Source organism: Nocardiopsis sp. NPDC057823, from assembly GCF_042797335.1.
GTDB classification, from domain to species: Bacteria; Actinomycetota; Actinomycetes; order Streptosporangiales; family Streptosporangiaceae; genus Nocardiopsis; species Nocardiopsis changdeensis.
Genome location: NZ_JBHVLR010000002.1, coordinates 405778 through 428449 on the forward strand (window position 1 = coordinate 405778; position 22672 = coordinate 428449).

Annotated in this window: 20 protein-coding genes; 16 read left to right on the plus strand and 4 right to left on the minus strand. The window is 74.2% G+C overall.

The genetic code is table 11. From position 1 onward, the window contains the following. Nucleotides 1-32: 32 nt before the first annotated feature. The 4 genes from prcA to ACFVNO_RS06065 all read left to right on the plus strand — a co-directional run bounded on the left by prcA (nt 33) and on the right by ACFVNO_RS06065 (nt 4782). The gene (prcA, locus tag ACFVNO_RS06050; protein WP_220562117.1) at nt 33-770 is read left to right on the plus strand and encodes a proteasome subunit alpha; all 738 of its coding nucleotides are present in this window, start codon (nt 33-35) and stop codon (nt 768-770) included. 97 nt (nt 771-867) lie between these two features. Then, the gene (pafA, locus tag ACFVNO_RS06055) at nt 868-2226 is read left to right on the plus strand and encodes a Pup--protein ligase (protein ID WP_220562116.1); all 1359 of its coding nucleotides are present in this window, start codon (nt 868-870) and stop codon (nt 2224-2226) included. Between the two features lie 234 nt (nt 2227-2460). Next, the gene (locus ACFVNO_RS06060; protein ID WP_220562115.1) at nt 2461-3576 is read left to right on the plus strand and encodes an FKBP-type peptidyl-prolyl cis-trans isomerase; all 1116 of its coding nucleotides are present in this window, start codon (nt 2461-2463) and stop codon (nt 3574-3576) included. A 144-nt stretch (nt 3577-3720) separates the two neighbouring features. Then, nucleotides 3721-4782: a methionyl-tRNA formyltransferase gene (locus ACFVNO_RS06065; protein ID WP_378889791.1), complete on the plus strand. Its 1062-nt coding sequence runs from the start codon at nt 3721-3723 to the stop codon at nt 4780-4782. A gap of 3 nt (nt 4783-4785) precedes the next feature. Here ACFVNO_RS06065 and ACFVNO_RS06070 read toward each other — a convergent pair whose 3' ends face one another. Further along, nucleotides 4786-5865 carry a DUF3866 family protein gene (locus ACFVNO_RS06070; protein WP_378889794.1) on the minus strand — a complete coding sequence of 360 codons (1080 nt, stop codon included), beginning with the start codon at nt 5863-5865 and terminating at the stop codon, nt 4786-4788. Between the two features lie 95 nt (nt 5866-5960). Here ACFVNO_RS06070 and ACFVNO_RS06075 point away from each other — a divergent pair, with 95 nt between their 5' ends. The 7 genes from ACFVNO_RS06075 to ACFVNO_RS06105 all read left to right on the plus strand — a co-directional run bounded on the left by ACFVNO_RS06075 (nt 5961) and on the right by ACFVNO_RS06105 (nt 14049). Continuing rightward, nucleotides 5961-7976 (plus strand): helix-turn-helix transcriptional regulator, encoded by a 2016-nt coding sequence (locus ACFVNO_RS06075; protein ID WP_378889797.1) that lies wholly within the window; start codon nt 5961-5963, stop codon nt 7974-7976. A 103-nt stretch (nt 7977-8079) separates the two neighbouring features. Further along, nucleotides 8080-8259, plus strand: a complete 180-nt coding sequence (locus ACFVNO_RS06080; RefSeq protein WP_220562112.1) for a hypothetical protein — start codon at nt 8080-8082, stop codon at nt 8257-8259. Between the two features lie 66 nt (nt 8260-8325). Beyond that, the gene (gene tatA / locus ACFVNO_RS06085; RefSeq protein ID WP_355255120.1) at nt 8326-8655 is read left to right on the plus strand and encodes a Sec-independent protein translocase subunit TatA; all 330 of its coding nucleotides are present in this window, start codon (nt 8326-8328) and stop codon (nt 8653-8655) included. Between the two features lie 162 nt (nt 8656-8817). After that, nucleotides 8818-9648, plus strand: a complete 831-nt coding sequence (gene tatC, locus ACFVNO_RS06090; protein WP_355255998.1) for a twin-arginine translocase subunit TatC — start codon at nt 8818-8820, stop codon at nt 9646-9648. Between the two features lie 110 nt (nt 9649-9758). Next, nucleotides 9759-10187: a DUF397 domain-containing protein gene (locus tag ACFVNO_RS06095; protein ID WP_220562110.1), complete on the plus strand. Its 429-nt coding sequence runs from the start codon at nt 9759-9761 to the stop codon at nt 10185-10187. A gap of 88 nt (nt 10188-10275) precedes the next feature. Continuing rightward, nucleotides 10276-11175: a YegS/Rv2252/BmrU family lipid kinase gene (locus ACFVNO_RS06100; protein ID WP_355255116.1), complete on the plus strand. Its 900-nt coding sequence runs from the start codon at nt 10276-10278 to the stop codon at nt 11173-11175. Between the two features lie 12 nt (nt 11176-11187). Then, on the plus strand, nt 11188-14049 hold the full coding sequence (locus ACFVNO_RS06105) for a DEAD/DEAH box helicase (RefSeq protein ID WP_378889803.1): 2862 nt from the start codon (nt 11188-11190) through the stop codon (nt 14047-14049). Here ACFVNO_RS06105 and ACFVNO_RS06110 read toward each other — a convergent pair. Next, complete coding sequence (locus tag ACFVNO_RS06110; protein ID WP_378889806.1) at nt 14042-15136, minus strand: LacI family DNA-binding transcriptional regulator; 1095 nt, start codon at nt 15134-15136, stop codon at nt 14042-14044. The genes ACFVNO_RS06105 and ACFVNO_RS06110 overlap by 8 nt on opposite strands. Nucleotides 15137-15416: 280 nt before the next feature. On the opposite strand from ACFVNO_RS06110, the gene panD reads away from it, so the two are divergent. The 5 genes from panD to ACFVNO_RS06135 all read left to right on the plus strand — a co-directional run bounded on the left by panD (nt 15417) and on the right by ACFVNO_RS06135 (nt 20622). Further along, nucleotides 15417-15824 carry an aspartate 1-decarboxylase gene (panD, locus tag ACFVNO_RS06115; RefSeq protein WP_220562106.1) on the plus strand — a complete coding sequence of 136 codons (408 nt, stop codon included), beginning with the start codon at nt 15417-15419 and terminating at the stop codon, nt 15822-15824. 181 nt (nt 15825-16005) lie between these two features. Beyond that, nucleotides 16006-16248 carry a hypothetical protein gene (locus ACFVNO_RS06120; protein WP_220562105.1) on the plus strand — a complete coding sequence of 81 codons (243 nt, stop codon included), beginning with the start codon at nt 16006-16008 and terminating at the stop codon, nt 16246-16248. A 93-nt stretch (nt 16249-16341) separates the two neighbouring features. Beyond that, entirely contained in the window at nt 16342-17610 is a 1269-nt protein-coding gene (locus tag ACFVNO_RS06125) for an MFS transporter (protein ID WP_355255108.1), read from the plus strand. Nucleotides 17611-17738: 128 nt separating this feature from the next. Further along, entirely contained in the window at nt 17739-18866 is a 1128-nt protein-coding gene (locus tag ACFVNO_RS06130) for a DUF4352 domain-containing protein (RefSeq protein WP_378889811.1), read from the plus strand. Nucleotides 18867-19206: 340 nt separating this feature from the next. Then, nucleotides 19207-20622: an MFS transporter gene (locus ACFVNO_RS06135; RefSeq protein WP_378889814.1), complete on the plus strand. Its 1416-nt coding sequence runs from the start codon at nt 19207-19209 to the stop codon at nt 20620-20622. Between the two features lie 70 nt (nt 20623-20692). Here ACFVNO_RS06135 and ACFVNO_RS06140 read toward each other — a convergent pair whose 3' ends face one another. Both ACFVNO_RS06140 and ACFVNO_RS06145 read right to left on the minus strand, forming a co-directional pair. Then, nucleotides 20693-21553, minus strand: coding sequence for a (2Fe-2S)-binding protein (locus tag ACFVNO_RS06140; protein ID WP_378889817.1), 861 nt, complete (start codon nt 21551-21553; stop codon nt 20693-20695). Nucleotides 21554-21825: 272 nt separating this feature from the next. Further along, a complete protein-coding gene (locus ACFVNO_RS06145; RefSeq protein WP_355255096.1) occupies nt 21826-22560 on the minus strand; it encodes a DUF2306 domain-containing protein in 735 nt (244 codons plus the stop codon). Between the last annotated feature and the right edge of the window lie 112 nt (nt 22561-22672).

The following is a 22672-nucleotide window of genomic DNA, read 5'->3' on the forward strand; positions in this document are numbered from 1 at the left end:
CATTGGACTTCTAGGTAAGGAAACGATCCGCGGTGTCGATGCCGTTCTACGTCGCCCCCGAACAGCAGATGAAGGACAAGGCGGACTACGCGCGCAAGGGCATCGCGCGCGGCCGCAGCGCCGTCGTCCTGCAGTACGAGGGCGGCATCCTGCTGGTGGCGGACAACGTCTCCCGCACACTCCACAAGATCAGCGAACTCTACGACCGCATCGCCTTCGCGGCGGTCGGCCGCTACCCCGAGTTCGAGAACCTGCGCCTGATGGGCGTGCGCTTCGCGGACGTGCGCGGGTACCAGTACGACCGCCGCGACGTCAGCGGGCGCCAGCTCGCCAACATCTACGCCCAGACCCTGGGCACGGTGTTCAGCGAGAGCCTCAAGCCCTGGGAGGTGGAGATCGTCGTCGCCGAGGTCGGCGACACCGCCGACGGCGACGAGATCTACCGCATCACCTTCGACGGCTCCATCGTCGACGAGCAGGGGTTCGTCGCGGTGGGCGGGTCCTCCGACCACGTCTCCCAGGCGCTCAAGGACCGGTTCTCCGCGACCGCCTCCCTCGCTGCCGCGCTCAACGCCGCCACCCACGCCCTGGCCAGGGAGAACGGCGAGGAGCGCGAACTGGAGGCGGCCAACCTGGAGGTCGCCGTCCTGGAGCGCTCCAGGGAGCACCGCAAGTTCCGCCGCATCCAGGGGCAGCGCCTGGTCTCCCTCCTCCAGGAGGGGCGCGGCGGGGCCGCCCCCGGCGGTACCACCACCGAGGACGACGCATAGCAGAAGCGGTGCGGCGCCCCGCGGGCGCCGCACCGGCCGGCGGACGACGCGGCCCCGTCGTCCCGGGCCGACGGTGACGGGAAGTTGGTGAGGCCGCGTGGAACGACGGATCTTCGGGCTGGAGAACGAGTACGGGGTCACGTGCACCTTCCGGGGACAGCGCCGACTGTCGCCGGACGAGGTCGCCCGCTACCTCTTCCGGAGGGTGGTCTCCTGGGGGCGCAGCAGCAACGTGTTCCTCCGCAACGGCGCCCGCCTCTACCTGGACGTGGGCAGCCACCCCGAGTACGCCACCCCCGAGTGCGACAGCCTCGTGGACCTGGTGGCGCACGACAAGGCCGGTGAGCGCATCCTGGAGGGGCTGCAGGTCGACGCCGAGCAGCGCCTGCACGAGGAGGGCATCGCCGGGGACATCTACCTGTTCAAGAACAACACCGACTCCGCCGGCAACTCCTACGGCTGCCACGAGAACTACCTCGTGGGACGGCACGGGGAGTTCGGGCGGCTGGCCGACGTGCTCATCCCCTTCTTGGTCACCCGGCAGATCATCTGCGGGGCCGGGAAGGTCCTGCAGACCCCGCGCGGCGCCCTGTACTGCGTCAGCCAGCGGGCCGAGCACATCTGGGAGGGCGTCTCCTCCGCCACCACCAGGTCCCGGCCGATCATCAACACCCGCGACGAGCCGCACGCGGACGCCGAGCGCTTCCGCCGCCTGCACGTCATCGTCGGCGACTCCAACATGAGCGAGACCACCACCCTGCTCAAGCTGGGCTCCACCGACCTGGTGCTGCGGATGATCGAGGCGGGCGTGGTCATGCGCGACTACACCCTGGAGAACCCGATCCGGGCGATCCGCGAGGTCAGCCACGACATGACCGGCCGCCGCAAGGTGCGCCTGGCCAACGGGCGCGAGGCGGGCGCGCTGGAGATCCAGCGCGAGTACCTGGAGAAGGTGCAGAGCTACGTCGACCGGCACGGCACCGACGCGACCGGCAAGCGGGTCCTGGAGCTGTGGCAGCGCACCCTGGAGGCGGTCGAGACCCAGAACCTGGAGTCGGTCTCCCGGGAGATCGACTGGGTCGCCAAGTACATGCTGCTGGAGCGCTACCGCGCCAAGCACGACCTGTCCCTGTCCTCGCCCCGGATCGCCCAGCTCGACCTGACCTACCACGACATCCACCGCGACCGCGGCCTGTTCTACCTGATGCAGAACCGCGGCCAGATGGAGCGGGTGGTCGGCGACCTGAAGATCTTCGAGGCCAAGTCGGTGCCCCCGCAGACCACGCGGGCCCGGCTGCGCGGCGAGTTCATCCGCCGCGCCCAGGAGCAGCGCCGCGACTTCACCGTCGACTGGGTGCACCTCAAGCTCAACGACCAGGCGCAGCGCACCGTGCTGTGCAAGGACCCCTTCAAGTCGGTGGACGAGCGGGTGGAGAAGCTCATCGCCGGGATGTGACCGGCGGCACCAGCGGCCCCGGCGGCCTTCCCCCGCCGCCGGGGCCGTGCCGTGCCCGCCGTCGGGACCGCCCCGCAGTGGGGCCGGAACGCCTCCCGGCGCTTTCGAAAAGGGCGCCGCGCAGGGCCGCGGTGACCTTTTGTTACCGATGTTCCGCCTCGGGGGGAGGTGGTGGAGGTCGCGCTTTTCGGTAGTGTGACCCTGTCCCGAGCCGGAAAACAGAGGTAGTGACCCATGCACCGACGTGCCGCCGCCCTCGCGGTGCCCCTGACCGTCATCGCTTTGACGGTCTCAAGCTGCGGAAACATCCCCGAGGAGTGGCGCACTCCCGCCTTCATGCGGATGGACGGTGACCAGCTCGACTCCCGGCTGCCCACCGTCACCGGTGACGTCGGCGAGGCGCCCGAGGTCGCCTTCCCCGACATCGAGCCCCCCGAGGAGGAGCTCTCCGGTGTCGTGGACGAGGGCCCCAGCGAGGAGGAGCTGGTCCGCGCCGACGACCTCGTCATCGCCAACGTCGCCCAGTTCCAGTGGACGGGTCCCGGCGAGGGCGAGCCGGTCGAGGGCCAGTCCAGCTACGAGACCGGGGCCCCGGACCTCATCCGTATGACCGACATGCCCGAGCAGATCAGCTCGGTCCTGGTCAACCAGGCCGTCGGCAGCCGCGCGGTGTACGTCTTCCCGCCGCTGACCGAGGAGGAGCAGGCCCAGGCCGAGTCCATGGGCCAGCCGCCCCAGGTGGGCGCCAGCGTCCTGGTCGTCGACATCCTGGACCGCTTCGGCATGGGCTCGGTGGTGCCCGGCGAGCAGACCACCGACGGCGGCGACGGCCTGCCCACCGTGACCCAGGAGGGCCACAGCGAGCCCACGATCGAGATCCCCGAGGGCGACGCGCCCGAGGAGCTGGAGGTCGTCCCGCTGATCGAGGGGACGGGCGACGAGGTCGAGGAGGGCCAGCAGGTCATCGTCCAGTACACCGGTGTGCGCTGGGAGGCCGACGAGAACGGCGACCACCCCGTGTTCGACTCCACCTGGACCCGCGGCGGCGCCCCCTTCGACACCACCATCGGCGCGGGCTCGGTGATCAAGGGCTGGGACGAGGGCATCGTCGGCCAGAAGACCGGCAGCCGCCTGCTCCTGGTCGTGCCCGGCGACATGGCCTACGGCGAGACCGAGGAGGAGGCGATGGGCGCCCCGGCGGGCACCCTCGTCTTCGTGGTGGACGTCCTGGGCGCCTTCGACAACCCGCCGCCGGCCGAGCCCGAGGAGGGCGCCTCCGAGGGAGCCGAGGACGGCGGCGAGGAGGCCCCCGCGGACGAGGAGTCCCCCGAGGGCGAGGCGACCGAGTAGCGCACTCCCGCATCCCGCGAGCACAGGGGCCTCCCGGCGACCGCCGGGAGGCCCCCGCGCGTTCCCCGCGGGCCGCCCCGGACACGCAGAGCGACGGCGGCCTCCGGCGGCTCCGCCCCGCTGCTGCGTAGAGTCGTGCCAAGGGTGGACCGAGCGGAGGGGGAGTCCGTGGAGGACCGGCTGCGCTACTGCTACGTGTCGGGGCTGAGCCTGGGGGTCCCCGCCCTGGAGGAACTGTGCGCCCAGGGGCGCCCGCCGTCCCTGGTGGTCTCCTACCCCGCCGAACTCGCCCACCGCTCCGGCTACGTCGACTACGAGGCCGTCACCCGCCGCCACGACCTGGAGCACCTGCGCGCCTCCGACCTGGGCTCGGACGAGGTCCGCGACGCGCTCGCGGTCCGCGGCGTCGCCCTGCTGGTCGTCGCCGGGTGGTCCAGCCCCGTGCCCGAACGCCTGCTGGCGGCCCTGCCGAGGGGCGGGGTCGGCCTGCACCCGGCTCCGCTGCCGGTCGGCCGGGGCCGCGCCCCCATCCCGTGGACGATCCTGCGCGACATGCGGGCCAGCGCCGTCACCCTGCTGCACCTGGACGGGGGCGGCGACACCGGCGACATCATCGACCAGGCGTGGTTCGACGTCGAGCCCGACATCACCGCCACCGGCCTGTACGACCGGGTGGCCCGCCGCCAGGCCGAGATGCTCGCGGCCCGCATCGACGACCTGCTGGCGGGCACCGCGCCCCGGCGGCCCCAGCGCGGGCACGCGTCGGTGTGGCCGCGCCGCAGGCCCAGCGACGGGCGTATCGACTTCACCGCCTCGGGCCGCGACGTGGACCGCCTGGTGCGGGCCCTGGCCGACCCCTACCCGGGCGCCTTCGCGATGTTCGGCGGCAGCCGCATCACCCTGTGCGCCGGGGTGCTGGACGAGGGGGTCCGGGGCGGCGCCCCGGGCGAGGTGGTGTCGGCGGGACCGGGCCGCGTGTGGGGTGTGACCTGCGGGGACGGGGCGGTGTTCGTGCCCGCGGCGATCCGCGTGGACGAGGGGATCCGCGCCGACCCGACGTCACTGGCCATGTTCCGGCCCGGGGCGTTCTTCGACGAGCCCTCGCCGCACTCGCTCACCCCGTCCCGGCCGGTCCCGGTGCCCGGACAGGCACCCGGCCCCGACGGCCCCGTGAAGGAGGTGCCGGGGGCGAGGGCCGTCCGCTGAGGGTCAGATGAGGGCGGCGCAGTGGCGGCCCGCGGCGGCCGCGCTCAGGAACGCCGCCCGGTCCTCCTCCAGGCCCCGGCCCATGGTGGAGGGCTTCACCGGCAGCGCCAGCAGCGCCTCCTCCAGGCCCTCCACACCCACGTCCACCAGCGTGTGCCGGGCGCCCAGCGGCGCCGCCTGGGCGCGCACCCGCTCCCCGAACACCCCCGGCAGCAGCGGCACCACCACGTCGGCGCGGGCCAGCGCCACCCGTCCGTAGGCCGTCAGGCTGTGGTGGGACACCCCCCGGTGCCGGGGGCGGGGGTCGGCCTCGCTGACCCGCAGCGCCGCCACCGGGTGCCCCTCCAGCACCGCCGCCGCGTTGACCGCCTCGCCGCAGGACACCCCCGAGAACCCCCAGGGGGTCCCGGTGCCCAGGTTGCCCGGGCCCTGGCAGACCACCGCCGCGTCCGCGCCCAGCACGTGCCGGGCGGCCAGCAGCCCGGAGTGGACCGTCACCGCCTCCAGGTCGCCGCCGAACGCCTGCCCGGTGGTCACGCACCCCGCCAGCAGCCCCTCCTCGCGCAGCACCCCGAGGGTCCGGGAGAACGCGGCGGGCAGCGCACCGCCGTCGGTCATGACGTTGACCACCCGCGCCCCTGGCCGCTCGTGCAGCACCCCGGCCAGCACCGCGGGCAGCGACGAGTGCAGGTCGGCGACCACCACGGGCATGCCCGCCAGCCCGGCCGCGTCGCGCAGCGTCGCGTGGTGCGGGGAGTCCTGCTCGTCGGCGCCCTCCACCAGCGCCTGGAGCGGGGTGTACCGCGCCTTGACCAGGTGCCCGGGCCCCTCCCGGTCGGGCGGCAGCCGGTCGGGCAGGGCCACCACCATCGCGTACCCCCCGGTGCCCAGCCCCAGGTCCAGGGCCCCGGTGTTGAGCAGCACGGTGTCGCCGGGGAGGGGGTCGCCCACCAGACCGGTGTAGGCGATCGCCCGGCACTGCGCCTCCCCGCCCGCGCCGTCCCCGACGGCGGTCAGGCACACCCGCACCCCGGGCCAGGACGGGAGGAGTTCACGGACTTCACCACGGCGCCACCGGATCATGCAAGGCACGGTACCTTCGTTGCTGAGTCGGTACGGGGACGACGCGCCCCGGGGCCGACGGCATTCCACACGCGGGCGAGAAGAGGGTGCAGGCGATGTCGCGCAGGAAGACGGAACGGCAGTTGAACCTGGTCATCTGCCTGTTGTCCACGCGCCGCCACCTGACGGCCCAGGAGATCCGCCGTACGGTGTACGGGTACGCCGAGGCCGACAGCGAGCAGGCGTTCAAGCGCATGTTCGAGCGGGACAAGCGGGAGCTGCGCGACAGCGGCATCCCCATCCAGGTGGGCACCGGCGACGCGATCAGCGGCGAGGAGGGCTACCGCATCTCCCGGGCCGACTACGAGCTGCCCGAGATCGAGCTGCTGCCCGACGAGGCCGTGGTGCTGGGCCTGGCCGCCCGCGCCTGGCGGCACGCCTCCCTGGGCGAGGCCGCGGCCAACGCCCTGTTCAAGCTGCGCTCGGCCGGGGTGCCGGTGGACACCGAGGCCGCTCCGGGGCTGACCCCCGCCATGCGCACCGACGAGCCCGCGTTCGGGCCGGTCTGGCAGGCGGTGCGCGACCGGCGGCCGATCGCCTTCGACTACCGCAAGCCCGGCCAGTCCGAGCCCGAGCGGCGCGAGGTCGAGCCGTGGGGCATCGTCAACCTGCGCGGACACTGGTACGTGGTGGGCCACGACCGGCTGCGCGACGCCCGCCGCGTGTTCCGCCTGGGCCGCATCCGCGGCGAGGTGGAGGTCCTGCGCGGCGGCCCCGACGTGGTCGTGCCCGAGGGCGTCGACCTGCGGTCGGTGGCGGCCGGGCACCGCGCCGAGCCGGAGGCGACCGCCACCGTGCGGGTGCGCACCGACACCGCCCACGCCCTGCGCCGCGGGGCGCTGCGCGTGGTCCCGGGCGGGCGCGAGGGCGCCGACGGCGGCTGGGACGTCCTCACCGTCCCCTACACCGACGTCCCCGACCTGGTCGAGCACGTCGCCTCCTACGGCGCCAACGCCGTCATCGTCGAACCCGCCGAGGCCCGTGCCGCCGTGGTCGAGCACCTGTCGGCGACGGCCGACGCCGGGGTCCCCGACCCCGACCCGGCCCCGGCCACCGAGGCGGCCCCCGGCGGCGGCCCGGCGCGCGGGCCGCGCTCGGCCGACCAGCTGCGCCGCCTGCTGATGCTCGTGCCCTACGCCCTGGGCCGCGACGTGCGGGTGCCGGAGGTGGCGGAGCACTTCGGCCTCACCGAGAAGCAGGTGGTCGCCGACCTGAGCCTGCTGTGGATGTGCGGCCTGCCCGGGTACACCCCCGGCGACCTCATCGACGTGGACCTGGACGCGGCCAGGGAGACCGGCGAGATCATCATCGGCAACGCCGACACGCTGGCCCAGCCGCTGCGGCTGACCGCCGACGAGGCGGCCAGCCTGGTCGTGGGCCTGTCGCTGCTGGAGGCGCTGCCCGAGGCCGAGGGCCTGGAGTCGGGCGCCCTCAAGCGGGTCTCGGAGAAGCTGCGCACCGCCGCGGGCACCGCCCTGGGCTCCCTGGCCGACTCGGTGCAGGTCCGCCTGGAGGACTCCGACGACGAGCAGGTCGAGCAGACGCGGCGGCGCTGCGCCGAGGCCCTGGAGTCGGGCCAGCGCCTGCACCTGCGCTACCTGTCCGGGTACCTGGACCAGGTCACCGAGCGCGACGTGGACCCCATGGGCCTGGTCGTCCAGGACGGCCACACCTTCCTGGAGGGGTACTGCCGGCTGCGCGAGGACGTGCGCCTGTTCCGCCTGGACCGGGTGCTGGCCCTCACCGTGCTGCCCTACCCGGCCGAGGTGCCCGAGGGGGTGGGCCGCCGCGACCTGTCCGGCGGGCTGCTCCAGCTCTCCGACCGCGACGCGCTGGTCACCCTGGACCTGGAGTCCTCGGCCCGGTGGGTCACCGAGGACTACGTGTGCGAGTCGACGGCGGAGCTGCCGGGGGGCGGGGTCCGCGCCTCGCTGCGCACCCCCGCGCCCGCCTGGGTGGTGCGGCTGGCCCTGCGGCTCGGTCCGCGGGGGCGGATCACGGCGCCGCCGGCGCTGGCCGAGCAGGCGCGGGCCGAGGCACGCCGGACGCTGGAGCTCTACCGGGCTTCCTGAAACCCGCGGACGGTCGGCCGAGACCGATTCGTCGCACGAGTGAGCCTCGGTTGTTCATCCGGGGGCAGGGTGTAGGTCGGGGTGGAAGGGATAAGGTACAAGCGTGATCGTCCTGACTGTCCTGTTCGGCGCGTTTGCGGTGGGAGGCGTCCTCATCGGCGTCCTCGCGCTGCGTGTGCGCCGGGCGGCGGACGCGCTGGCCCGACAGGTGGCGCGGGCGTCGGGCGAGCACCGGACCGAGGGGGCGCAGGCGCTCCCCCTCCGCCGTGGCGGGGACGGGTGACGACCCCGTGTCCGGTGCGCGTACCATCGAAGGCGCCTGGTCGCGCCGCGAAAGGAAGTGAGAAGGATGGGTATCGGGGCACGTGAGATCCTGATCCTCCTGGTCATCGCACTGCTGCTGTTCGGAGCCAAGAAGCTCCCGGACCTGGCCCGCTCCCTGGGCCGCAGCGCCCGCATCCTCAAGGCCGAGAGCAAGGGCCTGGTGGAGAACGAGGACGACCAGAACCAGCAGGCCCAGCAGCCGCAGCAGCCGCAGGCCCAGCAGCCGCAGCCGCAGGCCGCGCCCCAGGCGCAGCCGCAGCAGCCGCAGGCGCAGACCTCCTACCCGCAGCTGCCGCCCGGCCAGCGCATCGTCAACGAGGCCGGCGAGCCCCAGCCCTACAACAACCAGCAGTAACGGCAGGCTCGCGCGGTCCCGGTGGGCCGCGGCGGCGGGCGCGGCGCCCAGGGGCGCGCCGTGCCCGGGCAGGCGGCCGCACCACGGGTGCGCGGCCCCGAGGGAGAGAAGAGTGACCACAGGATGAGGGCCCGACGCCGGGCGGCCAACCCGGATGCCCGGATGCCGCTCATGGAGCACCTGCGCGAACTGCGCGGCCGCGTGGTGAAGGCGGTGATCGCGCTCGCGCTGGGATGCGTGGTCGGCTACCTCGCCTACGACTACGTGTGGGAGTTCCTCAAAGCCCCCTACTGCTCGCTGCCGGAGTCGAAGGTCGCCGCGCAGGACGGCTGCTCCCTCATCGTCACCGGCCCCTTCGACGCGTTCTTCGTCGCGTTCAAGGTGTGGCTGTTCGTCGGCGCGATCGTCTCGGCGCCCTTCTGGCTGTACCAGCTGTGGGCCTTCGTCGCCCCCGCGCTGCACACCCGCGAGAAGCGCTACGCCTACGTCTTCGCCCCGCTGGCCGCGGTGCTGTTCGTCGCGGGCGCCGCGCTGGCCTACTACATCACGGCCTACGCGCTGACGGTGCTGTTCAGCTTCCTGCCCGACGACGCCGACCCGTTCCTGACCATCGGCGAGTACCTGAGCTACATGCTCATCATGATGACCATGTTCGGCCTGGGCTTCGTGCTGCCGCTGCTGGTCGCCCTGCTCAACATCATCGGCGTCCTGCCGCACGCCGCCATCGCCAAGTGGCGCCGGGTCATCATCTTCGGCGCGGTCGTCCTGGCCGCCGTCGTCACCCCCGCCGAGCCCATCTCGATGCTGGCCCTGGCGGTCCCGCTGGTGCTCCTGTTCGAGCTCGCCGAGCTCTTCGCGTTCTTCAACGACCGCCGCAAGAAGCGCCACGACCCCTACGCCGGCCTGTCCGACGACGAGATCTCCGAACTGGACGACACCCCCTCCTCCCTGGACGATCCGGACCTGGAGGAGGAAGCGGGCAAGCGCTCCTGAGCACCTCCCGTACGCGCTAGGGTCGGCGTCGGGGGCCGTCGGGCCCCCGGCGCCGGCCCCTTTTTTCTCCGCCCCGGACGGCGTCCCCGGCAGTGTGAAGAGGACATCCGATGAGCGAGCAGACACAGACCGGGCGGGAGCTCCCGCCCGAGGCCATGGGCAACGAGAAGTGGCACGACACCACCGACGCGGTGTGGATGCGCTCCTCCCTCTCCAACCCCGACTCGGAGGCGATCGTGGAGGTCGCCACCTTCGACGACGGCTTCCGCGCGGTGCGCGACGGCAAGTCGCCCGGGAAGGGCACCCTGTTCTTCACCCCCGCGGAGTGGGAGGCGTTCGTCCTGGGGGCCCGCGACGGCGAGTTCGACATCCCCGAGGAGTACCTCACCGAGGAGGAGGCCAGGATCCAGCGCGGCGAGGTGGACGTCGAGGTCGGATGGGTCCCCTCCCCGCTGAACAGCCCCAAGGCGATGGAGGAGTACCATCGCCGTCAGCGCGAGGAGGCCGACGCGGCCGCGCGGGGGACCGACGCCCCCTGAGCGGTCCGCGCACACCCGGGCGCGAGGGTGTGCGGCGTCCCCGCGCCGTCCGTACACCCTCCCCGCCCCCGGGTAGCGAAGGACCCCCATGCAGTCCCCTCACATCGCCCTGCTGGTCAACCCCAAGTCGGGACGGCGCCGCGCCGCCGTCACCGCGGTCCGCCTCAAGGAGGCGCTGCGGGAGGCCGGGGCGCGCGTCCACGTCTACAGCGGCGGTTCGGCCGCCGACAGCCGCCGCCTGGCCCGCCTCGCCGCCGCCGACGCACCGCACGCCCTGGTCGCCGTGGGCGGCGACGGGCTGGTCCACCAGGCCCTTCAGGGCGTGGTCGGCACCGGGGTGCCCCTGGCCGTGGTGCCCGCCGGCACCGGCAACGACATCGCCCGCGCCTTCGGCCGCCCGCGCGGGTCGGCCCGCGACGTGGCCGCCGCCATCCTGCGCGGGCGCACCCGCTCGGTGGACTGCGTGCGGGTCGAGCTGGCCGACGGGACCCGCCGCCACTTCCTCAGCGTGCTGGCGTGCGGGTTCGACGCCCGCGTCAACGAGCGCGTCAACGGGTTCCGGTTCAGGATCGGCCGGGCCGGGTACCTCGCGGGCGTCGTCGCCGAACTCGGCTCCTTCAAGCCCGCCCGCTACGAGATCGACGTGGACGGCCGGGTCATCGACGAGCCCGGCATGCTCGTCGCCGTGGGCAACACCACCTCCTACGGCGGCGGCATGAAGGTGTGCGCCGCCGCCGAACCCGACGACGGCCTCATCGACGTGGTCTTCGGCCGCGAGACGCCGCTGGCCCGGTTCCTGCTGCTGTTCCCCCTGGTCTTCACCGGCGGCCACCTCGACCGGCCCGAGATCGTCTCCGAGCGCGGGCGCACCGTCACCGTCCGCGCCGAGGGCGTGCCGGTCTACGCCGACGGGGAACGCCTGGGCGGGGCGCCGCTGGTGTGCGAGGTGGTGCCGAAGTCGGTCGAGATGTTGGAGCTGACCTCATAGGCTGGAGGCCATATGAGTAGTCACGCTGAGCGGTACGCCGCCTTCCGTCGGCGCCAGGGCGCCTCCAGCCCCGCCATCGAGGCGTTCCAGGGGCTGTACGGGTTCGAGTTCGACCCGTTCCAGGTCCGGGCCTGCAAGGCCCTGGAGAACGGCCACGGGGTGCTGGTGGCCGCGCCCACCGGCTCGGGCAAGACGGTGGTCGGCGAGTTCGCCGTCCACCAGGCCCTGGCCGAGGGCACCAAGTGCTTCTACACCACGCCCATCAAGGCGCTGTCCAACCAGAAGTTCAACGACCTGGTCGCGCGCTACGGCGCCGACCGGGTCGGGCTGCTGACCGGTGACAACAGCGTCAACGGCGACGCCCCGGTGGTCGTGATGACCACCGAGGTGCTGCGCAACATGCTCTACGAGGGCTCGGCCACCCTCGGCGGCCTGGCGTACGTGGTGATGGACGAGGTCCACTACCTCGCCGACCGGTTCCGCGGCGCGGTCTGGGAGGAGGTGATCATCCACCTGCCCGAGTCGGTGCGCATGGTCGCCCTCTCCGCCACCGTGTCCAACGCCGAGGAGTTCGGCGAGTGGCTGCAGCAGGTGCGCGGCGACACCACGGTCATCGTGGACGAGAAGCGCCCCGTCCCGCTGTGGCAGCACGTCATGGTGGGCGACCGCATCCACGACCTGTTCGTGGACCTGGAGGCGGAGGAGGGGACCGGCGGGGACGGCGAGGACTCCGAGGCCGGCGACCGGGACCGCGGCAGGAACCGCAAGGGCGGCAAGAAGCGCAGGCGCGAGCGCGGCTGGCAGCCCCGCGAGATCCGCGTGGGCGGGCAGACTCTGCGGATCAACCCGCGGCTGTCGCGCATCGCGGAGGAGGACTCCCGGCTGACCCAGCTGGCCCACCGCCGCCGGCACCCGCAGGCGCGCTCGCGCGGGAACATGCGCCCGCGCAGCCGGTTCGCGCCGCCCTCGCGCCCGGCGATCGTCGAGGAGCTCGACGACCTGGGGCTGCTGCCGGCCATCACGTTCATCTTCAGCCGGGCCGGGTGCGACGACGCCGTCCGCCAGTGCCTGTCCGCGGGGCTGGTCCTGACCACCCCCGAGGAGGCCGAGGTCATCCGCGAGTACGCGGAGACCCGCTGCGCCGACATCCCCGGCGCCGACCTGGCCGTCCTGGGGTTCGACCAGTGGCTGCGCGCCCTGGAGTGCGGGATCGCCGCCCACCACGCGGGGATGCTGCCGACGTTCAAGGAGATCGTCGAGCACCTGTTCTCGCGCGGGCTCATCCGCGCCGTGTTCGCCACCGAGACCCTGGCGCTGGGCATCAACATGCCCGCCCGCACCGTGGTCATCGAGAAGATCGACAAGTGGAACGGCGAGGCCCACGTCCAGCTCACCCCCGGCGAGTACACGCAGCTCACCGGGCGCGCCGGGCGGCGCGGCATCGACGTGGAGGGACACGCGGTCGTCGTCTGGCAGGCGGGCAGCGACCCCGAGACCATCGCCGGACTGGCGGGCACCCGCACCTACCCGCTCAACTCCAGCTTCCAGCCCTCCTACAACATGGCCGTCAACCTCGTCGGCCAGGTGGGGCGGCGGCGCAGCCGCGCGATGCTGGAGGAGTCCTTCGCCCAGTTCCAGGCCGACCGGGCGGTGGTGGGCCTGGTCAAGCAGCTGCGCAAGCACGAGGAGGCGCTGGAGGGGTACGCCGCGTCCGCGGAGTGCCACCTGGGCGACTTCATGGAGTACGCCCGACTGCGGCGGGAGCTGAGCGACCGCGAGGCGATGCTGTCCAAGAACCGGTCGGCGCGGCGCCGGGAGGAGGCGCTGGAGAGCCTGGAGCGGCTCCGCCCCGGCGACATCATCCGCATCCCCGCGGGCCGCCACACCGGGCACGCCGTGGTGCTGGACCCGGGGCTGCGCCACGACCTGCCCGCGCCGCTGGTGCTCACCGTGGACAAGCAGGTCAAGCGGATCAACGCGGCGGACTTCCCGGTCCCGGTGCACGCCTCGGGGCGGATGCGCATCCCCAAGTCGTTCTCGGCCAAGTCGCCGCGGTCCCGCCAGGACCTGGCCTCCACCCTGCGCAACAAGCTCAAGGAGCAGGGCACCGACCCCGTCTACGAGCGGGGCCCGCGCAACGCGGGGGAGGACTCCGAGGTGCTCCGGCTGCGCGCCGCGCTGCGCGAGCACCCCTGCCACGGCTGCGCCGAGCGCGAGGACCACGCCCGCTGGGCGGAGCGCTACCACCGGCTCCAGCGCGAGACCGAGTCCCTGCGCCGCCGGGTGGAGGGCCGCTCCCACGTCATCGCCCGCACCTTCGACCGCGTGTGCGGGGTGCTGGAGGACCTGGGGTACCTGGACGGCGACGACGTCTCCGACGACGGGTCGCGCCTGGCCAAGGTGTACTCGGAGCTGGACCTGCTGGTCGCCGAGTGCCTGCGCCGGGGGCTGTGGAAGGACCTCTCCCCGGTGGAGCTGGCCGCCTGCGCGGCGTCCCTGGTGTACGAGGCGCGCCGCAACGACGAGGCGTACCCGCGCCTGCCCGGCGGCCGGGTGGACGACACCCTGGCCGAGATGGTGCGCCTGTGGGGCGAGCTGAACGAGGTGGAGGCCCGCCACCGGGTGAGCTTCCTGCGCCGCCCCGACCTGGGGTTCGTGTGGACGGCCCACCGGTGGGCGCGCGGCGACCGGCTGGACGCGATCCTGCGCCAGTCCGACATGACCGCGGGCGACTTCGTGCGGACCGCCAAGATGCTGGTGGACATGCTCGGCCAGATCGCCGGGGCCACCGGCGACCAGAACGTGCGCTCCACCGCCCGCAAGGCCTCCGACCTGGTCCGCCGCGGGGTGGTCGCCTACTCCTCGCTCACCTAGGAGCGCTCCCCCCGGCCCCGCTCCGCCGCCCGGCGGCCGGGGGGATCTCGCCGGAGCCGCGGACGACCAGGGCGGTGGGCACCCGCTCCTCGCGGGGCGGCGAGGTGTCGCCCGCGATGCGCTCGAACAGGCGGCGCACCGCGAGCGCCCCGATGCCCGCCACGTCCTGGGCGACCACCGTCACCCGGGGCATCAGCAGGTCGGCCATGGGGAAGTCGTCGAACCCCACCACCGCCACCTCGCCGTGCAGGCCGCGGTCCTGGAGGGTCCGGATGGCGCCGATCGTCACCAGGTTCTGCGCGGTGAACAGGGCCGTGGGCGGGTCGTCGGAGTCCAGCATCGCCGCCACCGCCTCCGCGGCGCTCCGCGGGTCGGACAGGTCCCACACCGCGCGGCCGGGCCGTTCGGGCAGGCCGCGCTCGGCCAATGCCGCCCGGTACCCGGCCAGTCGCTCGACCGCGGTGCTGATCCGGTGCCCGTCGCCCAGGAACGCGATCTCGGTGTGCCCGTGGTCGGCCAGGTGCAGCACGGCCCGCCGCGCCCCCTCGGCGTTGGCGGACAGCACCGCGTCGGCGGCCAGTCCGCGCGGGGGCCGGTCGGCGAACACCACCGGCGTCCCGTTGCGGATCTCCCGGTGCAGGTAGCCGTGGTCCGGGCCGGCCGGGACCAGCAGGATGCCGTCCACCCGGTGCAGGGTGGCCGCCCGCACCAGCTCCCTCTCGCGCTGCGGGTCCTCGTCCAGGCTGCCCGCCAGGACCAGCGTCCCGTGTTCGCGGGCCGCGTCCTCCACGGCCCGGCTCAGCGTGGCCGAGAACGGGTTGGCGACGTCCTCCAGCAGCAGGGCGATCTGGCGGGTGGCCCCGTCGGTGCGGCGCAGGCTGCTGGCCGCCAGGTTGGGCTGGAAGTCCAGCCGGGCGATGGCGCGGGTGACGCGGTCGCGCAGCTCCTCGGAGACCGAGGGCACGCCGTTGATGACACGCGAGACGGTCTTGATGCTCACCCCGGACAGGGCGGCGACGTCGCGCATGGTGGCCCTGCGCACCGGTTCGGAGGCGGCCCCGGGGCCGCCGCTGTGGTTCACCGACACCCGCATCTTCTTCTCTTCGACGACAGGACCGCCCCGGGTCCCGGACGGAGCCCGGGGCGGTCCCATTGTTCACCATCGCCTGTTCACCGTCGTCCCGCGCCGGCGTCCGCGCCCGTCCGGGGAGCGGGGCGGCGGGGGCGGAACATCCGTCCCGAAAGGGGTGTTGGGCGCGATGGGCACCCCGTGGTCGAAAGCGGTCACGGCGGAGTCCATCATGGAGGGGCACGGGACTCCGCGAGGAGCCTGTAGTCCGCAAGACACCTGAAACGAGGACCGAGCAGTGCTGCGCACCCTCATCAACGGCAAGATCCACCGCGCCACCGTCACCCAGGCCGACCTGCACTACGTCGGCTCGGTGACCATCGACGCCGACCTGATGGACGCCGCCGACATCGTCGACGGCGAGCAGGTCCACATCGTCGACATCGACAACGGCGCCCGGCTCGTCACCTACGCGATCACCGGCGAGCGCGGCACCGGCGTCATCGGGATCAACGGCGCGGCCGCCCGCCTGGTCAGCCCCGGCGACCTGGTCATCATCATCTCCTACGCGCAGCTGACCGAGGCCGAGCGCGCCGGGCACGTGCCCCACATCGTGCACGTGGACCGGGACAACAGGGTGGTCGCCCTGGGCGCCGACCCGGCCGAGCCGGTCCCCGGCGACCCGGAGCTCGTCCCCGGCCGCTGAACGCCCCCCGCCGGCGCCCGCGGGCCGGGCGCCGGCCGGGGCGCCGCGGACCCCGGGGGAGGGGCGCGGGGGTCGGCGTCAACGTGTGTCCCGACGTGTCCGAAAAGGGCCGAAAACCCCTGACGTATGGCCGGTTCCGGACTGGTCGGCGGGCCCGGCGCCGGGTACATCCCGGGGCGGAATGGACGACACGCGGGACGCCGAGCAGCGTCGGATCGCCGAGCACATCCAGTGGCAGAAGCAGGGTGCCTGGGTCGTGTTCTGGGGCGTCCACACCCGCCGTTACTGGGCGTTCGCCTGCTGGCCGGTGATCCCGGCGCAGGGGGTGGTGGTCAGCGCGGTCGACCCGGGAGACCTCTACTCCGCGATGCGCGAGGTCGAGCGCGAACACGACTACCTGGGCTGGCGCCACCGCCGCCGCTGAGGGGTCCGGAACGGTGGGCCATATGACATGGCGGACGATATGAACGCGGCGTTACGATTCCCCCGTTGATCGGACGAATCGGAAGTAGGTCGCGTGTCCACGCATATCGTTCCCGGCGCCCTGCCGGAGGAGACGCGCCTTCGCCTCCAGCGCCGCACCGTCGCGGCGCTGATGCTCACCCAGGTGGTCGGCGGCGTCGGCATGGGGGCGATGATCGCCGTGGGCGCGCTCATCGCCCTGGACCTCACCGGCTCCGACACCTGGTCGGGCATGGCCACCACCATGATCACCCTGGGCGCCGCCGTGTTCGCTCTGCCGCTGGCCTCGCTGGCGGCCCGCCGCGGCCGCCGCCCCGGGCTGGGGCTGGGCTGGGCGATGGGAGCGGTCGGCGGCCTCGTCGTCATCGCCGCCGCGGTCGCCGAGCTGTTCCCGCTGTTCCTGCTGGGCATGGTCCTGGTCGGGGCCGGGACCGCCACCAACCTCCAGGCCCGGCACGCCGCCGTCGACCTGGCCTCGGACCGCAGCCGCGGACGCGATCTGTCCGTCGTGGTGTGGGCGACCACCGTCGGTTCGGTACTGGGCCCCAACCTCACCGCCCCCGGCGCCCGGGTCGCCGCCCTGCTCGGCCTGCCCGATCTGCTGGGCCCGGTGGTGTTCACCACCACCGGGTTCGTCCTGGGCGCCCTGCTCACCTTCGCGCTGCTGCGCCCCGACCCGCTGCTCACCGCCGCCCGCGCGGCCGCCTCGGCCGACCCCGCGGCGAAGGCCCCGGGCAGGCTGCCGGTGGGCGAGGTCATGAGGATCGTCGCGGCCTCCCCGGGCGCGCTGCTGGCCGTGGTCGGCATCGTCTGCGCCCACACGGTGATGGTCGCGGTCATGACCATGACCCCCGTCCACATGTCCCACCACGGCGCCGCCCTGACCGTGATCGGCCTGACCATCTCCCTGCACATCGCGGGCATGTACGCGTTCTCCCCGCTGGTGGGCTGGCTCAGCGACCGGCTGGGCCGGATCCCGGTGCTGCTGGCCGGGCAGGCGGTGCTGCTGGCGGCGACGGCGGTCTCGGGCACCGCCGGACACGACGAGGCCAGGGTGACCGCGGGCCTGTTCCTGCTGGGGCTGGGCTGGTCGCTCAGCCTGGTGTCGGGCACGGCGCTGCTGGCCGGATCGCTGGAGGTGGGCGTGCGCCCCCGCGCCCAGGGGGTCAGCGACCTGCTGATGAACCTGGGCGGGGCCGCCGCGGGCGGCCTGTCCGGCGTGGTCCTGTCCCAGACGGGCTTCGGCGGCCTCAACCTGTTCGCCGCCCTGTTCACCGTCCCGGTGTTCGTGCTGGCGCTGCGGGCGGCGCGCGCCGGGCGCTGAAAAACTTCCGGACCTTTACCGGAAACGCCCCGACTTCTTCCTCGGCCCCCGGACCGGCGCGGTTACCGTGCAGGTCTGGGGCGCCCACCGCCCTCGGTGGGCCGACGCCACTGGAGGGGTGTTCTCACGTGACCGATCGGGATCCCGAGGAAGGGCCGCAGGAGCGACCGCAGGAGAGGCCGGGCGACCCGGTGAACCACCACCCTCCGGAGGAGTGGCGCCCCGGGGACCCCGAGGACCCGATGGAGGGCGGCCCGCAGCCGCTCGGCGAGCCCCCGCACGTCTTCCCCGACCGGCCGCACGGGGGGCGCCCGGGGCCGCCGGAGGAGGGCGGCCACCTGCCGCCCCCGCCCGGACCGAACTGGACGCCGCCGCCCCTGGGCGACCAGGGCCCCGGCCCCGGGTCCCCTCCGCCGCCCCCGCCACCGCCGCCCGGCGGGTACCCGCCGGGCGACCATCCCACGGGCGGGCCGCCCGAGCCGGTGGGCGGGGAGCTGTCGGAGGGGCCCAGCGGTCCCGCCCAGGCCGGGTACGAGCACGCCGGATACGCCCCCGGCTACGGGGAGGCGGACGTGTCCGGGGCGGGCGCGGGCAGCTACCCGGAGCCGCCGTACCGGGGGGAGCCCGCGCCCGGGCCCGGGTACGGGGAGCAGGGGCCGCCGTCCGGTCCCTACGGGGCCGGGTACGGCGCCGCGTACGGGCCCGGAGGGTACGGCGGGCACGGCGCGCAGCAGGCGTACGGCCCGCCGCAGGAGAAGCAGACCCCCTGGGGGAGGATCCTCGGCATCGGCTGCGGCGTGCTGCTGCTCCTGCTGCTGGTCGGCGGCGGCTGCACCGCCATCGGCCTGGTCCTGGCGCAGAGCGGGACGCCCGGTGTGGGGGCGCCCGAGACGGAGGACTCCGGGTCGCCGTCGGAGGAGGGCGCCGGCGGCGCGGAGGTGACCGCCGGGCGCACCGAGTTCGAGCCCGGGCCGCTGTACTCGTCGGGCGACTTCACCAGCGTCGACGTGTCCGTGCGCAACGACGGCCAGGAGCCGCTGGACGTCAACCCGCTGTACTTCAGCGTCATCGACGTCTCCGGGACGCTGCACAGCACCTCCGAGGGGATCGGGATGGACGAGCGAGAGCTGGACGCGAGCACCCTCGTCCCGGGGCAGAGCACGTCCGGGGTGATCACCGTCCAGGGGCTGGTGGAGGCCGACCGCGTCGTGTTCGAGCCGTTCTACGGCGAGCCGATCGAGGCCCCGGTCCTGTAGCCCCGGGCGGGGCGCGGTCCCGCGTCCCGCCACGGTGCGCCCCGCCCCGGGCGGGGCGCGGTCCCGCGCCACAGTGCGCCCCGCCCCGGGCGGCCCGCCTCCGGCTCTCCCCGGCCCGCGGGCGCGCGGCCGGGTCCCCCGGCGCGCCGCTGCTAGGCTGGCCGGCATGGCAGGCGCATCGAGTTCGGCCGCTTGTGCGGCAGTGACGAGGACGTCCCGCTAGCGGCGGGACGTTCGACGTACGACGACACACCACCACCTGGAACGTCCAGCCGCTTCGTGACCGGTCCGGAGCGGCGCTTTGTGCTGCTCGAAACGCTTCAGAGCGACGGAGCACTCGATGCTTTCAGGCATTCCCTCTTCCCACGGGCGGAGCCCGTCCCCCCTGCGCGCCCGGCTCGTGCTGTGCGCGATGGCCATGCTGCAGTTCCTCATCGCGGTCGACGTGACCGTGGTCAACATCGCCCTGCCCTCGATCGGCGCGGACCTCGGCGTCGGGGGCCACTCGCTGACATGGGTGGTGGTCGGCTACACGGTCACCGGCGGCGGGCTGCTGATGCTCGGCGGCCGCCTCGGCGACCTGCTGGGCCGCCGCCGCACGCTGCTGGCCGGCGTGGCCCTGTTCGGCGCGGCGTCCCTCCTGGCCGGACTGGCCCCCTCGTTCCCGGTCCTGGTGGCCGCGCGCCTCGCCCAGGGGGCCGGCGAGGCCGTTGCGCTGCCGGCCGCGATGGCCACCATCGTGCTGATGTTCCCCGAGGGGCCGCGCCGCTCGCGGGCCCTGGGCGTGTGGGCCGCGGTCGCCAGCTGCGGGCTGGTGCTCGGGTTCGCCCTCTCCGGGATCATCACCGCCCACCTGGGCTGGCGCTGGATCTTCCTGCTCTCGGTGCCCCTGATCCTGGCCGTGCTCGCGGCCGCGCTCGTGTTCGTCCCGGCCGACCGCCCCGCCTCCCGGGAGCGGGCCCGGCCGGACCTGCCCGGCGCGCTCCTGCTGACCGCGTGCCCGCTGCTGTTCGCCTACGCGGTGGTCGGGGCCGGCGAACCCGGTGCGAACCCGTGGGCGAGCGCCGCGGCACTGGCCGGCGCGGTGCTGGCCGCCGCCGGGTTCGTACCGGTCGAATCGCGGTCGCCGGACCCGCTGGTGCCCCCGGCCCTCCTCGCCAACGGTCCCCGCGTGCGGGCGAACCTGACGACGATGCTGCTCAGCGGCGCGCTGTCGACCTCGTTCCTGCTGTTCACGTTCTACCTGCAGGACCGGCTGGGGATCGGCCCGCTGGGAGCCGGGCTCACGATGCTGCCGTTGGCCGTGGCGCTGATCGCGGCCTCGGTCCTCGTGCCCCGGCTGCTGGGCCGCTGGGGGGCGCGCGTGTGCGTGCTGGCGGGCCTCGGGGCCGCGGCGGCCGCCATGGCGGTGATCGCCCTCGTGGCGGTCCTGGGCGCCGGGGCGGCCTGGCTGCTGCCGGCGATGCTGCTGATCGCCGCGGGGATGGGATTCGGGCTCGTGGGGCTGCAGTACATCGCGGTCGGCGGGACCACCGAGGGGGACGCCGGGATCGCCTCCGGCGTCCAGCGGGCGGCCGACCAGCTCGGCGGGGCCGGCGGCGTGGCCGTCTACGTGGGCGTCGGGTTCGCCCCCGCCGCGCACGCCCAGGACCCGTTCCTGGTCGCGGCGGCCCTCGCGGTCGCCGGGCTGGCCGTCGGCGCCGTGGTCGTCGGCCGCTCCCCGGCCGCGGGGAAGCCGCGGCCGCAGGCCGGGTAGGGGGTCGTGCCGCGGCGCCGTGCCGACCGGCGGCGCGGCGCCGCGGCGCCCCGTCCGTCCGGGGGCGGTGTCAGGGGGCCAGCGCGGGGTCGCGCAGCCACTCCGCCAGGGAGTCCTGCCGCTCCCTGTCGCACTTGAGCGGGCAGGTGGTGCAGTACCCGTGATCGGGATCGCCCTTGTAGTCGAAGCAGCAGGTGCCGCGCACCGCCCAGGTGCCCTGCGGGTGCCCGGGGGCGAAGGGGAACAGGCGCGGGCGCTTGCGGGTGACCGCGCCGGCCGCCACCACGGCGTCGGCCAGGCGCTCGGCCAGGTCCCAGGCCTGCTCGGCGTCCCGGGCCAGGTAGCGGGCCGGGTTGAGCATGTAGAAGTGCAGGGTGTCGAGCACCCAGCCCCACAGGGTACGCTTGCCCGCCCGCGAGTGCCCGTGCAGGGCGTCCATGAGCGGCTCGAAGGTCGCGAACAGGGCCTCGGCGGCCAGGCGGACCTGCTCGTCGGCGTCGCGGGCCGTCACGGTGCCGGACGCCCCGGCGGCCGGGTCGCCGGGCAGGACCGCGAAGCGCGTGTCCACCGAGACCGGGGTGCCGAACCGGGCGTCGGCGGTGTCCCAGGGCAGGTACAGGCCGTCGGGGTCGAGCAGGGGGGCGCGGCCGGTCAGGTACAGCGACGCCGACACCATGAAGATCGGCTCGCGCAGGGTGACCCGCAGGAAGTTGGTGGCGGCGGGGAGCCGGTGCCCGGGCCCGTGCTCGGTGCGCAGCTTGTCGAACAGGACCGGCACCCAGCCCTCGGCCGCCAGGGCGCGGGCCGAGTACCACTGCACGGTGCCGGCCGGGCGCCCGTGCAGTTCTCCGAAGGAGAGCAGCTCGGGGAGCGGCGAGAAGCGCAGGGGCGCGCAGGCGTCGCGGAGGGCCTCGATCGGATCGGAGGTCACCGGAGTCACCGTGGGGAACCTGCCCTTCGTCGCAGCGGAGCCGTCGTGTCCGGGGGTCGCGGTCGCAGGCCACCGGGGGACGGATAGAACGTCTGCGCCTCGTTAAGTGAGGCTACCCTAACGATCGGGGTCTCCGCAATGATCGCCGGGGTGACCGGAATCCTTCCCGTACGGGGGAAGGGGCAGGTCGCCGCCGTTCCAAGGTTCCGTTCGGGTTCGTCGTGCGGCGTCGGGAACGGGGTGCGCCGGGGCCGCGGGCGCACCCCCGCGGGTCAGGCGGCGGCCGGGCGGCGGCGCCGGCGCGGCCTGCGGTACTTGATCCACCACTCGACGAAGAGCAGCGGCACGAGCCAGGACAGGAAGCTGGACGCGGGGGCGATGGCCATCCCGAGCTCGCGCGGGTCGCCGGCCAGGGCCTCCGGGCTCGCCTGGAGGACGGCGATCGGCATCAGCAGGAAGATGATCACCCGGTTGAAGGCGATGCCGTAGATGAGGGCGAAGCTGCGCAGCATCCACTCGCGGTGGTCGGCGAACCTGCGGCGGCGGGCCATCGCGTAGCCCAGGACGGTGAAGCCCAGCCACAGCACCGCCCAGATCGTGTTGCTGATCTGGGTGCTGGCGCCGCTGCCGCTGAACGGCGAGATGAGCAGTGCCGGGATCCCCACCAGCGGGATCCCCGCCAGGACGTAGACCCGCCCGCTCCAGCGGTGCACCGCCGGGTACTTCGCGCGCAGCCACGGCCACACCTGGAGGATCACCAGCAGGGTCAGCAGGGTGCCGCCGAAGATGTGGGTCACCAGCATCGGGAAGTACCAGGAGGGCGTCTCCGGGATGGGCAGGCGGGCGTCGGCCGGGTCCAGGGAGAAGTAGGGCGGCACCGAGTAGAGCAGGAACGTGAGGCTGAACAGGGCCAGCGGCAGGATCCACGGCCGCTGCCACCAGCGGACGGGGGCCGGGGCCGGGCGGGCCGGCGGGGCGGCGGTGTCGGTCGGGGCGGGGGGTGCCATGGTCGGTTCTCCTTCGCGGATGCGGTGTTCACGAGTCTGGTCCGGGGCGGGGGAGGGCACGAGGGTGCGCCCACCCGGCCGCGGGTGGTGGGCGGCCGCCGCCGCGCGGGAG

Excerpts from the sequence above, each read along its gene's own strand:
- ACFVNO_RS06060 (WP_220562115.1), top strand. The coding sequence starts at position 2,461 with ATGCACCGACGTGCCGCCGCCCTCGCGGTGCCCCTGACCGTCATCGCT.
- ACFVNO_RS06070 (WP_378889794.1), bottom strand. The coding sequence starts at position 5,865 with ATGATCCGGTGGCGCCGTGGTGAAGTCCGTGAACTCCTCCCGTCCTGG.
- ACFVNO_RS06075 (WP_378889797.1), top strand. The coding sequence starts at position 5,961 with ATGTCGCGCAGGAAGACGGAACGGCAGTTGAACCTGGTCATCTGCCTG.
- tatA (WP_355255120.1), top strand. The coding sequence starts at position 8,326 with ATGGGTATCGGGGCACGTGAGATCCTGATCCTCCTGGTCATCGCACTG.
- tatC (WP_355255998.1), top strand. The coding sequence starts at position 8,818 with ATGCCGCTCATGGAGCACCTGCGCGAACTGCGCGGCCGCGTGGTGAAG.
- ACFVNO_RS06095 (WP_220562110.1), top strand. The coding sequence starts at position 9,759 with ATGAGCGAGCAGACACAGACCGGGCGGGAGCTCCCGCCCGAGGCCATG.
- ACFVNO_RS06100 (WP_355255116.1), top strand. The coding sequence starts at position 10,276 with ATGCAGTCCCCTCACATCGCCCTGCTGGTCAACCCCAAGTCGGGACGG.
- ACFVNO_RS06105 (WP_378889803.1), top strand. The coding sequence starts at position 11,188 with ATGAGTAGTCACGCTGAGCGGTACGCCGCCTTCCGTCGGCGCCAGGGC.
- ACFVNO_RS06120 (WP_220562105.1), top strand. The coding sequence starts at position 16,006 with ATGGACGACACGCGGGACGCCGAGCAGCGTCGGATCGCCGAGCACATC.
- ACFVNO_RS06135 (WP_378889814.1), top strand. The coding sequence starts at position 19,207 with ATGCTTTCAGGCATTCCCTCTTCCCACGGGCGGAGCCCGTCCCCCCTG.
- ACFVNO_RS06145 (WP_355255096.1), bottom strand. The coding sequence starts at position 22,560 with ATGGCACCCCCCGCCCCGACCGACACCGCCGCCCCGCCGGCCCGCCCG.